The organism is Agarivorans albus (assembly GCF_019670105.1).
Taxonomy (GTDB): Bacteria; Pseudomonadota; Gammaproteobacteria; order Enterobacterales; family Celerinatantimonadaceae; genus Agarivorans; species Agarivorans albus.
On the sequence record NZ_AP023032.1, the window covers coordinates 1,418,310 to 1,431,365 of the forward strand.

A 13,056-nucleotide genomic window follows, 5' to 3' on the forward strand; every position below is an offset into this window, starting at 1 on the left:
GTATTAAGCCTTTAATTCAAAGGTTTAATACAAGGAGCGTATATGGGGTTTCGTTTTTCTCACCTATTTTCCTCTCTGCTTAAAAGCCTTCGCGATATCTCGCCGATTGTTGTGGTTGTTTTGTTTTTCCAATGGGGAGTGCTAGACAGCAGCTTACCTAATGTTTTAAGCATCTTAAGTGGTGCTGTGATGGTGGTGGTTGGTTTAAGCTTTTTTGTAATGGGCTTAGAGCTAGGGCTGTTTCCTATAGGCGAAAACCTTGCCCATGCCTTTGCCAATAAAGGCAGTTTGTTAGCCCTGCTTAGCTTTGCTTTTTGTTTGGGCTTTGGCACCACTATCGCCGAACCTGCCTTAGTGGCTGTTGCTAAAGAGGCCGCTGAGGTAGCCGCACAAGCCAAGCATATTGAAAACACCGAAACCAGTATGCAGGAGTATGCCGCTGGGCTGCGTTTAAGTGTAGCCTTTGCCGTTGGCCTAGCAATTGTGATTGGCGTTATTCGCATCATAAAAGGTTGGCCGCTGTATCTGATAATTATTGGCGGTTATCTGTTGATTGTGTTGCTTACCATGTTTGCCCCTCAAGAAATCATTGGTATTGCCTACGACTCTGGCGGAGTGACAACCTCTACTATCACCGTACCTTTAGTAACCGCCCTTGGAGTTGGTTTAGCTTCGGCCATTAAAGGCCGTAACCCCTTGCTTGATGGCTTTGGTTTAATTGCTTTAGCCTCGTTAACCCCAATGATGTTTGTGATGCTCTACGGGATAGTCTATTGATTAGCGCAAGCTTAAATTTCTTAGAGACGCTGTTTGGCACTTTGGGGGACATTTTCCCCATTGTTGTGACCATATTGGTCTTTCAGTATTTGGTGATTAAGCGGCCGATTAGCCAGCCAAAGCAGCTGTTACTGGGCACGCTATTTGTTGTGTTGGGCATGGTGTTATTTTTGTTGGGCTTAGAGCAGGCGCTATTTCCACTGGGCGAGTCCATGGCAAAACAACTCACCAGCGCAGAATTTTTGGGCTTAGATGAGTCTGCGGTTTATGTCGTTTCGGAACACTGGGCGGCTTATGCTTGGATTTACCTGTTTTCTGCAGCTATTGGCTTTAGCACTACGATTGCCGAACCTTCTCTGTTAGCAGTAGCCATAAAAGCTAATGGCGTGTCGGGCGGGGCTGTATCAATAGGTGGTTTGCGGATCTCTGTGGCCATAGGTGTGGCATTAGGTTTGGCCTTAGGCAGTTATCGAATAGTGGTTGGCGACCCGCTGCATTACTACATTATTGCAGGTTATATTTTAGTGGTGATTCAAACCGTATTTGCTCCTAAAGCGATTGTGCCCTTGGCATACGACAGTGGAGGCGTGACCACATCTACGGTGACTGTGCCTTTAGTGACCGCACTGGGTTTAGGTTTAGCTGAGTCGGTACCTGGGCGAAGCCCCTTGCTTGATGGCTTTGGCTTAATTGCGTTTGCCAGCTTATTCCCCATCATTTCGGTGCTTGCCTATGCGCAAGTTACTAGTTTCTTAGCAAGTTCTAGTTTGTCAGGAGATGACGATGAAATTTAAATTGATTCTTGCCTTTGTTGATGACCAAAAAACCACCTTGGTGCTCGATTCCGCACGTGCTGCTGGTGCTACCGGTGCAACGGTAATAAACAATGCGCGGGGTGAAGGGGTGCATCGCAAAAAAACCTTCTTTGGATTGAATTTAGAAGCACAGCGAGACGTGTTGCTGTTTGTTGTGGAAAGCCACCTTGCCAAACCGATCTTAAATACCATTAGTGCGGTGGCAGAGTTTGACCAAGAAGAAGGGCAGGGAATTGCTGTATTGCTAGACGTAGAAGAAGCCGTTGGGGTAGCTCATCAAATTCAGGCCTTAATTCACAAAGTACCTACAGACGAAGAGTAAACGGGGATAATGTGAATAAATAGTTATGTAGAGCTCAATAATTGCCTTCTACTGTGTATAACTATTATCTTTTTATTTTTTTATCCACACATTCTGTGGATTAAAGTGTGTATGAAACCACTGTTTGTAAATATCTTATTGTTTTATATGACTTTTTAATGTTGTCTAAAAAAGAAGCGATGCTTTATGGTGCCATTTTAGTAGTTGCATTTTTTAGAAAACTGTAGACGAATTCCCGAGTTGTAATGTGGTAGTGGCTATTCCGTCCTGTCTATTTAGTTTAAAGCTACATCTATTCTTAATGATAAATAAAAAAATAATCTCAAAAGCTGCAATCAAACGTGGCGTTGATTCGTTACTGCTAAGTAAAGTCATTAATGGAATAGAGAATAAGATGGAACAAAAACAATTAGACAACGCAGCATTATGGTTGCGTATAGGCCTTGGATTGGTGTTTATTATTGGTGGTACATCGAAACTAAGCTTGTTATTAGACTCCAGCACCGAAGCGGCAATGGTTGCCAACTACATGGGGACTACCGGTTATATTAATGAGTTATTTCAAGACTATCTGTTTTCTGCAGGATTACTTTGCCCTTGGACATTTTTAACTACTTTATCGGCTTTTGAGTTATTGTCGGGTGTGGCTTTGGCTGCAGGATTTTTGGTTAGGCCTTTAAGCTTATTTTACGGGTTTTTGCTATGGACTTTTGTGGTATCACTGCCTGTTGATACCGTACCAGGGGCATCGGTGGGTGTGAGTACTTATACTTCACCGGCGATATTTGTGCAGATTAGAGACATTACCCTGTCGGGTATGATGTTTGTGTTGTTTAACCTAGGCGCTGGTGCACTGAGCATTGATGAACGGCTGCGCAGTATAAGTGGGGTAGCCAGCAAAAATTCTCAAGACTGGCAAACGTTAGGTCTGTTGTTACGTTTTTCTTTAGGTATGACCTTTATCGTCGCGGGCTTTTTCTCGGGCTATGCAAAAATCCCTAGTTTTGCTACTCATCAGCTAGTTTTAATGGTTTTGGGTCTAATTTTTATTTTTGCTCATGGTAAAACTCTAAAAATGGGAGCTGTAGCCTGCGTATTAGTGATGATTTGGTTTATGCTTCAGAAGTTCTCTATCGATAAGTCACTGATTAAGAACTTAAATGGAGTTAAACGAGAGTTCGCTTTAGCAGCGGCAGCCATAGTGTTGGTAAAACTAGGTGGAGGAAACCGCTTTAGTTTGCAAGACATGTTGCTAAGAGTGAAATCTTACTACTTGTTTAACCGCGCAGTGAGTAAGTGATAGCTTGTTCGGCGTGAAAGCGCCGTGTTACTTGAATAACAAAGGAATGTCTGCTGGATAGTTAGCAGTAAGATAGCATGCTGAAATTGTTTAAACGTAAAGCCCGACCGGTATTTTCGGACGCGCTGCTTAACCAGTTATATCGCTATAGTTTTTCACTATGTCACAATAGTGAGCAGGCTTATGACCTATTGCAAAGTTGCTGCGAAAAAGTGCTGCAGAAAGATCCTCCGCCAGAACCTCTTAAACCTTTTATGATGCGAGTTATTCGCAACGAGTTCATTGACAACTTTCGCCGTAAAAAGCTGGAGTTGGTGGTAGATGAAGACCAATACATTGATGCCAGTATTGTTGAAGAGAGTTTACAAGACATGGAGTTGCTGCTGATAGACCAGCAACATGTTGGCTTAGTGATGGAGCGTTTGTCTGAAGACGAGCGCGAACTCTTGTACTTATGGGCGGTAGAAGGTTTTAGCATTCAAGAAATAGCCACCACTAGCGGAGTTGCTCGAGGCACCTTGTTATCACGCGTTTCCCGCTTGAAAAAGCGTTTAAGTGATGAATTTGGTCACTTAATTGAGGAGGTGTCTTAAGATGAGCTTTAGCGCGCAAGATGGCAGCTTTAAGCAACTTACTCGAGATTACTTTCAAGAGCTGCAGCTTTCTAAGAAGCAAGTGAACAAATTACAGGGCTTAGCCAAAAGCAAGCAAATGGATGCTAGCCAATGGGCTTGGGCAAGTGCGGTCTCTTGTGTGCTGGCCGTAACTATCTATTTGGCCTTCTTTGCCGGCATCAACTATTCCGCTATTTCTAAAGAGATTGCCTATAACCATAACAGCCAAATGCAAATGGAAGTTATGTCCTCATCAATTAATGATATTCAAAAGCATCTTAACCGTTTGGATTTTAAGCTCATTCAATCTCAATTATTAGATAAAGATAAATGGGAGCTAATGGGGGGGCGCTACTGCAGTATTGATGGCCGTATTGCCGCTCAGTTAAAAGTAAGAAACCGTCAAAGCTTGCAAGTTCACACCTTTTATCAAGCCAAGTTGCCCGAAGAGTGGCTAAACATTACTAAGCAAAAAGAATTAGAAGTGGATGGTGTTAAGGTAAAAGTTTGGCAAGAAAAGGGCTTACTTATTGGTCTAGCTATTTAGAAAACTAACAAACAGACACAAAAAAGCCGATCTTACGATCGGCTTTTTTATTGCTTAGCAATAACTTACTTGCTTTGGCCTGCTTGAATTGCGGTTAGTGCAATGGTGTAAACAATGTCGTCTACTAATGCACCACGTGACAAATCGTTTACAGGTTTAGCCATGCCTTGCAGCATAGGACCAATACTGATTAGGTCGGCACTACGTTGAACGGCTTTGTAAGTAGTATTACCGGTGTTCAAATCTGGGAAGATAAACACAGTAGCCTTACCTGCAACAGGGCTGTTAGGCGCTTTGCTCTTAGCTACATTTTCCATAATTGCGGCATCGTATTGAAGCGGGCCATCAATGATTAGCTCAGGGCGGCGCTCTTTAGCAATTTTGGTCGCTTCACGTACTTTCTCTACGTCTGAGCCAGAGCCTGAGCTACCGGTAGAGTAAGAAATCATTGCAACACGTGGCTCGATGCCAAAGGCAACAGCAGACTCTGCAGATTGAATGGCGATATCTGCCAATTGTTCTGCACTTGGGTCTGGGTTAATTGCACAGTCACCATATACCAATACTTGATCAGGTAGCAGCATGAAGAAGATAGAGCTCACCAAGTTGTAACCTGGCGCAGTTTTAATTAACTGTAGCGGCGGGCGAATGGTGTTGGCTGTGGTGTTAACCGCACCAGATACCAAACCGTCTACTTCGTCGTTAGCTAGCATCATAGTACCTAGTACTACGTTGTCTTCTAATTGCTCTTTGGCTACTACTTCGGTCAGGCCTTTGCCTTTACGTAACTCAACCATTGGGGCAACGTATTTGCCTTGAATTTCAACAGGGTTGAAAATCTCAACACTTTCACCAAGCACTACGCCTTGTTGGCTAGCAATGCGCTGAATCACTTCTGGGTTACCTAGCAATACAGGACGAGCAATACCACGTTCGGCACAGATAGCTGCAGCAGCGATAGTGCGTGGCTCTTCGCCTTCTGGCAATACAATACGCTTGTTCGCGTTGCGTGCCATTTCGGTTAACTGGTAACGGAAAGCTGGTGGCGATAAGCGACGAGCACGCGCAGATATAGCGGTAAGTGACTCAATCCAATGTTTATCGATGTGACCAGCAACGTAGTCTTGTACTAACTCGATGCGTTGAGAATCATCTACTGGGATTTCTGCATTAAAGCTCTGTAGCGCTAATGAAGTTTGCCAAGTATTAGAATTGATAAGCATAACAGGTAAACCTGTCGCGAATGCACCTTCACATAACTTAAGTACTTGTGGCTCAGGTTGGTAACCACCAGTAAGCAGCAGAGCACCAATCTTAACGCCGTTCATGGCAGCTAAACAGGCCGATACAATTACGTCTGAGCGATCGCCAGAAGTTACCAACAAGCTGCCTGCGTTAAAATGTTCAACCATGTTTGGAATACTACGTGCACAGAAGGTCACACGACCTAGGCGAGTATCCATGTCACCTTCGTTAATAATGGTGGCATTTAAGTGGTTAGCTAAGTCGCGAGCACGTGGCGCAACGAGCGGTGCATTCCAAGGCACGCAACCTAAGATACGCAGTGGACTCTTGCCAAACATTTGCAGTACTTCAAGGTTGGTAGAGTGATCTGATTTGTTATCGAACATTTCAGTCAGATCTGGACGAGTGATTTCGTGCTCGTCGATTGGCGCGCCAACTTTGTTAATAATGCAGCCGATAATGCGTTTGTTCTTCAAACCGCCAAAGTTGTTACAGGCAATTTCCATACGCTCTTTTAGCTGCTGAGAAGTATCGCTACCAGGGTTAGTAACAAACACCATGTCTGCGTCTAGCGCTTTAGCAATACCGTAGTTTACGTTTGTAGCGTAAGGCGACTCTGAGGTAGGCACTAAGCCTTCCACTACGACAATTTCGGCACCAGAAGTTGCAGAATTAAAACGCGCTACAATGCCTTCGAGTAAATCGTCGATTTGGTTAGCACTGATGAGGTTTTCTGCGTAAGCCTGAGTGAAGGGCTCTGGAGGAATAATGTTTGATGCTTGACGGATAATAGCGGTAGAACGTTCTGCACCTTTCTCACGGGTTTTAGGCTGTGCGATAGGTTTGAAAAAGTTTACGTTTACGCCATTACGTTCCATAGCGCGAACCATACCAAGGCTGACGGATGTTACACCAACACCAACGCCAACTGGGATTAACATAATTGTACGAGCCACGGCTGTACCTCTTAAGTTAAGTGATAGAACAAGGCTGAGTATTACTCAGCCTTGATAAGAATCTGCATTAAGCTTGAGTTAATGCCACTGCATCTTGTGCGATTACCATTTCTTCGTTAGTTGGAATAACTAAGATTGGGCGACTTGAGCTAGTGCCAATATTACCTGAATTACCAAAACGTGCATCCAAGTTTGCTTGCTCGTCTAAGCTAAAGCCTAACAGGGCTAGTTTTTCGATGGTTAGTTTGCGCACTAGCGCTGAGTTCTCACCAATACCACCAGTAAATACTAAGGCGTCTAGTTTACCGTCCATTGAGGCAGCGTAAGACATAATGCTTTTCGCTAAGCGGTAAGTGAATACGCTCATCGCGCGAATGGCTGGTTCTTTACCTTCGCCATAACCTTCTTCGGTGTAGCGACAATCACTGCTTGCTTCAGTTAGGCCCATTAATCCAGACTGCTTGTGCAGCATGTTGTTAACTTCTTTTAGGGTGTAACCTTCGCGATCAACAAGGTGGAAGATAATGGCTGGGTCAATGTCGCCGCTGCGAGTACCCATTACCAAGCCTTCTAACGGAGTTAAGCCCATGCTGGTATCAAAGCTCTTACCGTTTTTAACTGCACAAATTGATGCGCCATTACCTAGGTGAGCGGTAATAACGTTAGTTTGTTCGATCGGCTGTTCTAACATTGCAGCAGCTTCACGCGATACGAATAGGTGGCTGGTACCGTGCATGCCATAACGGCGGATACCTTTTTCGCGGTATAACTTGTAAGGCAGTGCGTACAAGTATGAGCTTTCTGGCATAGTTTGGTGGAAAGCTGTATCAAATACTGCAACGTGTGGGCGCTTAGGGAAACAAGCTTGTGCTGCGCGAATACCAATTAGAGCCGCTGGGTTATGCAATGGTGCAAGTCCAGAGCATTCTTCGATACCTTCTACAACCGCTTCATCGATGATAGCTGATTTGGTGAACTTCTCTCCACCATGAACAACGCGGTGACCAATAGCAACAATGTCGTTTAGGATTTCAGGGTTAGCTTCTAGAATATTTTTTACGATGAATTCGATGGCTTCGCGGTGAGCCGCGTAAGCACCTAGGCTTGATTCGTTTTTCTCACCTTGCGCTTTCCATTTAAGGCGCGCATCTTCTAAATTAAAACATTCCGCTAAACCAGAAATAATCTCTTCGCCACTTAACGCATTAAGAACTGCAAATTTAAGTGAAGAGCTACCACAGTTAAGAACGAGTACCAGCTTGTTGCTCATTTATAGACACCTGTTGTTGAATTTGTTCAATTATAGACAGTGAAAGAAAAAACGTCGGGCATTGCGAGACACGTTTTTTGTTTCAGATTTTCAGTCTCTGACTAAGGCAAATTAGATTTGACCTAGTGCCTTGGTCTCAATCAAGCTACACTTAACAAATAAGCTGATTTATATGAAACCGTTTGCCGGACCAATGATAACCGAAAGCAAATTTTATTCATATATGTCATACTAATAACTAGCCAAAAATGTAAAAAAATTACTAGTTTATTGGTTTAAGTCAATTTTGAGTGTTGAGGTGCCCATGGGCAAATTCTCTGAAATGTTAAATGATGGTCGTGAATACATGAAACGCTGGCCTAATCAGCGTGTACTGGCCCCTATCTTTCCTGAGAATCGCGTTATTTTTGCTACTTCACTGGCGATGAAAACCATGCCTGCGATTGCAGTTGTTACGGTAATGATGCCGTACATGGCTAATTTGACTGAAATATTACCACAATCAGTAATGATGGCGATGGTGATATTTTTAATGCCTTTGCACGGATTATATTGGCTAGGTAAACGTGCTAACTCACAATTGCCGCCGAGCCTGGCGACCTGGTATCGTGACTTGCATCACAAGTTAGCCGAGGCGGGTGAAAGTATTGCACCGGCTGTTACTCAGCCCCGTTATGCAGAATTAGCAGATTTACTGCGAAAAGCCTTTAAACGCTTTGATAAAAGCTTTGTGTTAGCCGACGACTTTAACGATTATTCCTAGTCTTTATTTGTAATACAATTAACCGGGCTTATTGAGCAAGATCGGCAATGTATTTTGTTCTTGTTCAGTTGGTTTTTTGTCGCTAATTTCAGAGCCTATTTCCTTTGTATGTTTTTTCTTCCTTGATTGTGTTTTTATATTCATTCCTCTCGTTCATTTTCTCCCTAAATTTCGTTAGCTAGCTATACAATAATATCAACAACTTACGTATATCGCTAAACACCAAGAAACCGCCTTTTGGACATATCATTAGTCGCTATTTGTAAATATTTATTCGGCTGTCGAATTATTTAATCTAGCTCCCATCTCTTGCGTTAAGTTAACAAATTATATTGATGTTTTTGTCATTTTTGCTTTAGGTGAATCTAGGTGCTGCTTAGGCTAATCAACATTCACTTTATTACTTGTTAATGTTTTTAACATTGTATGACATATCAATAAATACTGATGAGGCTGGCCAATAAGCAGAGGGTAACTAAAACTACAATAGCGGAGCGCTATAATAATGAAAACCAAATTCGTCGGTGCTTTTTCTCAATCAATCACACTTATTGGTGCACTATTAGTGTCTAGTAACGTGATTGCGGAACCAGCACCAGCTAGTCCTTCTGTCGAACCACCTGCTGGATACAAGTGGGAAATGGTAGAGGCATTAACAGATAACTTTAATGGAAACACCTTAGATTCTAATAAGTGGTATGACTATCATCCAGTTTGGTCTGGCCGATATCCTTCAAGGTTTAAAAAGGGGAATGCCTTTGTGCAAGACGGCGTGTTGTTTTTACGCAGCACTAGTCAAATAGATACCCCATTAGCCGATCCTGAATCTAGGGTTTGGGTTGATGCGGCAGCGGTGGTATCAAAAGAGAAATTGGCAGAGCCTGGTTGGTACTATGAAACCTCTATGAAAGCTTCTGACACGGCAATGAGTTCGTCATTTTGGTTTCGTATAGGTAAATACTCAGAAATTGATGTGATTGAACATATTGGTCGCGCAACCAAAGGAAATGTTGATGCGACTAAATCATTTTTATATGAAGCTAATACCCACGTTTATGGTGAGCAATCTGGCGCTTCTATTCCTGAGTCTTACAAAATGGCTACTCGAGGTAGAGATGAGTTCCATCGCTATGGCTTATGGTGGAAAGACGCCAATAATCTTTGGTTCTACCATAACGGGGTAAAAGTGTTTGAGATCCAGCCATCGGTGGCTTTTAAAGAAAAGCTACACATGATTTTTGATACTGAAACGCTAGCGTCTCAATGGGTGGGCTACCCAACAATTGAATCGCTTAAAGATGACTCTCGTAATGCGATGAAAGTTGATTGGGTTAAAACATGGAAGTTGGTACCGGGGGAGCCTGAGCCGCCAGTCTCTGCTGAACATTCGATTCCTGGGAAAATAGAAGCTGAACAGTTTTCTAACCAAAGTGGAATTCAAGTCGAGCCCACTTTAGACAGTGGCGGTGGTGATAATATTGGTTATATCGAAAATGGTGATGTTGCCGAATATAAAGTTAATGTTGCCCAAGCTGGGAAGTATAAGCTTAGTTTTCGAGTTGCCTCGGCGACCAACGGTGGCAACTTAGTGATTAAAACCAACAGTTCCACATTGGCTTCACTGCCAGTGCCGGGCACTGGGGCTTGGCAAAACTGGCAAACCATTGAGCAAGAAGTGACCTTGGCCAAGGGAGTGCAAACGATGTCTTTAGATTTCACTGGAGGAAGCGGCTACCTATTTAATCTAAATTGGCTAAGCGCAGAGTTACTCGAGAGCAATACCGGAACAGCCTACAAAACGCATGTTATTCCAGGCCTTATTCAAGCCGAAGATTATGATAATGGCGGCGAAGGAGTAGGGTACTCTGATAGCAATACCAGTAATCTGGGTGGCCAATACCGTAATGACGGTGTTGATATTGGTGATGCCGCTGATATTGGTGGCGGGCAATTTGTTGGTTGGGTAGAAGCTGGAGAGTGGCTGCAATACACCATTAGCAATATTACCCAAGGCAATTACGATGTAGACCTTAGGCTTGCCGCGGCTGGTACAAGCGATAAATCGGTTAGCCTAAACATAGACGGCAACGCTTTAGGTAATGTGAACTTTAAAGCTACCGACGGTTGGCAGAATTGGCAGACGCAAACCTTGAAGAATGTATATATTTCTGGGGAGTCAAATCAGCAGCTCCGGGTACATATGGAAACAGGGGCACTTAACCTAAATTGGATTGAGTTTGTGCCGGTAAGCAACGTGAGTGTTGATCAGTGTAATAACACTCAACAGTGTCGAAACGAATTTGGCAGTCAGGCAACCGATTGTTTAAACAGCCAGTCGGCAACGAGCATATGCATGTGTGGCACAAGCCAGTGTTTGTAACGCGACTTAAGCTAGCCCTCAGCTATTTATTGTGATTAGAACTAGCAGTTTTAGCGACGGTTCCCTAAGTAAGGGTTTACTCTTCTATCAGTGCCGTCGCATAAAGAAATGTTAGTTCTGTATATAAAAATGAAAATTATATATGGACGTTAATTTTGACAACTTTTAAACAGATATTATTTATAGTTGCATTGCTTTCATTGCCGTATTCTCAAGCCTTCGCTCTCGGTGGATTTGGATACAACAATAACCGCTTTGCTATAAGCGCCGATGGTAACAACCAGGCCGACAATAATGACGAAGCCCGATGGCCAAGAGCTGATCCTGATGATTGGGCAGCGACTCCTTTTGGGCTCGCGCTAATTGCCCTTGAAGGACAGTGTGGCAATCTTGTTCATTACTCTTATAACAATTTTATTGAATCGCCAATACACTCCTCCGATATTAACCAGATGAAAAAAAGTGTCGATGGTTCGATAGGATTTTGGAATTATGATCAAAGCGTGTTCATGGATGTCACTCATGAACTTAACAAGGCTCGAACACACTTAGCAAATGAAATGGCCAAATCAACCGCTGCAGATCCCTTGTATTTTTTGCATGCAGGCCCCGCTGAATTCTTTTATCAAGCAGTAAAAGAAGCGGTCGATGGCGGACACGCTAATGCATTGAACTATGTGTATATCATTTCACATAGTGGATATAACGACGATCATTTAAGACGTTACTCTCACCATACCATGGACGATGCTAGAGCCTATGCTAAAGGAAATATGAATTATATAAGGATTGCTGACCAAAACTCGGGTCTAAAATCTAGCTACTCTTCCTATTATTGGATGCGTGATCATAACGATAAGAGTATTAAATTTATCTACGATAGGATGCAGGCTCATCCCGGTAATGTAGCTGACCCTTCAGATGCCGGGCTGATTTGGTACCTCTTTAAAAATGACCAGTATGCTAGTGTTTCCAAGGTAAAAAACGCTTTTGGTTCAAATATTCCAAAGTGCCAGCTTTCGGAAAAACCTCAGCCTCCGGTGGAGCCTAGTCACGCAGTGCCAGGTCACATTCAGGCAGAGAAGTTTGCTAGCCAGAAAGGTATTAAAACAGAAGCTACTAGCGATACTGGCGGCGGCTTTAATGTCGGTTATATCGAAAATGGTGATACAGCCCAATATAAGGTGGATGTTAAAGAAGCTGGGCGTTATTTATTTAAGTTTAGGGTTGCCTCTGCCACTAATGGCGGTGCAATGGCGATTAAAAGCAATAACGCCACTTTAGCCTCATTAAATGTATCAGGCTCTGGAGGTTGGCAAAATTGGCAAACCATTGAGCAGGAAGTGACCTTGGCCAAGGGAGTGCAAACGCTGTCTTTAGATTTCACTGGAGGAAGCGGGTATTTATTTAATCTAAATTGGCTAAGCGCAGAGTTACTCGAGAGCAATACCGGAACAGCCTACAAAACGCATGCTATTCCAGGTCTTATTCAAGCCGAAGATTATGATAATGGCGGCGAAGGGGTAGGGTACTCTGATAGCAATACCAGTAATCTGGGTGGCCAATACCGTAATGACGGTGTTGATATTGGTGATGCCGCTGATATTGGTGGCGGGCAATTTGTTGGTTGGGTAGAAGTTGGAGAGTGGCTGCAATACACCATTAGCAATATTACCCAAGGCAATTACGATGTAAACCTTAGGCTTGCAGCGGCTGGTACAAGCGATAAATCGGTTAGCCTAAACATAGACGGCAACGCTTTAGGTAGTGTGAACTTTAAAGCTACCGACGGTTGGCAGAATTGGCAGACGCAAACCTTGAAGAATGTATATATTTCTGGGGAGTCAAATCAGCAGCTACGAGTACACATGGAAACGGGTGCCCTTAACCTAAATTGGATTGAGTTTGTGCCAGTAAGCAACGTGAGTGTTGATCAGTGTAATAACACTCAACAGTGTCGAAACGAATTTGGCAGTCAGGCAACCGATTGTTTAAACAGCCAGTCGGCAACAAGCATATGCATGTGTGGCACAAGCCAGTGTTTGTAGTGTAGGTAATTGCACTCAT

At 43.4% G+C, this 13,056-nt stretch carries 11 protein-coding genes; 9 read left to right on the plus strand and 2 right to left on the minus strand.

Annotation, left to right across the window (positions count from 1 at the left end):
- Positions 1–42 precede the first annotated feature (42 nt).
- From K5620_RS06585 to K5620_RS06610, 6 genes are all read left to right on the plus strand, one after another.
- Positions 43–777, plus strand: coding sequence for a DUF1538 domain-containing protein (locus tag K5620_RS06585; protein ID WP_016403914.1), 735 nt, complete (start codon positions 43–45; stop codon positions 775–777).
- Positions 774–1,571, plus strand: coding sequence for a DUF1538 domain-containing protein (locus K5620_RS06590; RefSeq protein ID WP_221077459.1), 798 nt, complete (start codon positions 774–776; stop codon positions 1,569–1,571). The genes K5620_RS06585 and K5620_RS06590 overlap by 4 nt, the downstream gene beginning before the upstream one ends.
- Positions 1,561–1,914, plus strand: coding sequence for a P-II family nitrogen regulator (locus K5620_RS06595; protein ID WP_016403688.1), 354 nt, complete (start codon positions 1,561–1,563; stop codon positions 1,912–1,914). The genes K5620_RS06590 and K5620_RS06595 overlap by 11 nt, the downstream gene beginning before the upstream one ends.
- A gap of 394 nt (positions 1,915–2,308) precedes the next feature.
- The gene (locus tag K5620_RS06600; protein ID WP_016403690.1) at positions 2,309–3,214 is read left to right on the plus strand and encodes a DoxX family membrane protein; all 906 of its coding nucleotides are present in this window, start codon (positions 2,309–2,311) and stop codon (positions 3,212–3,214) included.
- A gap of 77 nt (positions 3,215–3,291) precedes the next feature.
- Entirely contained in the window at positions 3,292–3,807 is a 516-nt protein-coding gene (locus K5620_RS06605) for an RNA polymerase sigma factor (RefSeq protein WP_016403691.1), read from the plus strand.
- Between the two features lies 1 nt (position 3,808).
- A complete protein-coding gene (locus tag K5620_RS06610) occupies positions 3,809–4,375 on the plus strand; it encodes a hypothetical protein (protein ID WP_016403692.1) in 567 nt (188 codons plus the stop codon).
- A gap of 65 nt (positions 4,376–4,440) precedes the next feature.
- Here K5620_RS06610 and pta read toward each other — a convergent pair whose 3' ends face one another.
- Together pta and K5620_RS06620 are read right to left on the minus strand one after the other, a co-directional pair.
- The gene (pta, locus tag K5620_RS06615; protein ID WP_040307631.1) at positions 4,441–6,576 is read right to left on the minus strand and encodes a phosphate acetyltransferase; all 2,136 of its coding nucleotides are present in this window, start codon (positions 6,574–6,576) and stop codon (positions 4,441–4,443) included.
- A gap of 67 nt (positions 6,577–6,643) precedes the next feature.
- The gene (locus tag K5620_RS06620) at positions 6,644–7,846 is read right to left on the minus strand and encodes an acetate kinase (RefSeq protein ID WP_016403694.1); all 1,203 of its coding nucleotides are present in this window, start codon (positions 7,844–7,846) and stop codon (positions 6,644–6,646) included.
- Positions 7,847–8,150: 304 nt separating this feature from the next.
- On the opposite strand from K5620_RS06620, the gene yfbV reads away from it, so the two are divergent.
- The 3 genes from yfbV (at position 8,151) to K5620_RS06635 (ending at position 13,037) form a co-directional block, all read left to right on the plus strand.
- Positions 8,151–8,609 (plus strand): terminus macrodomain insulation protein YfbV, encoded by a 459-nt coding sequence (gene yfbV / locus K5620_RS06625; RefSeq protein ID WP_016403695.1) that lies wholly within the window; start codon positions 8,151–8,153, stop codon positions 8,607–8,609.
- A gap of 505 nt (positions 8,610–9,114) precedes the next feature.
- Entirely contained in the window at positions 9,115–10,989 is a 1,875-nt protein-coding gene (locus tag K5620_RS06630) for a carbohydrate-binding protein (protein WP_016403697.1), read from the plus strand.
- A gap of 560 nt (positions 10,990–11,549) precedes the next feature.
- Positions 11,550–13,037, plus strand: a complete 1,488-nt coding sequence (locus tag K5620_RS06635) for a carbohydrate-binding protein (RefSeq protein ID WP_221077460.1) — start codon at positions 11,550–11,552, stop codon at positions 13,035–13,037.
- Positions 13,038–13,056 lie beyond the last annotated feature (19 nt).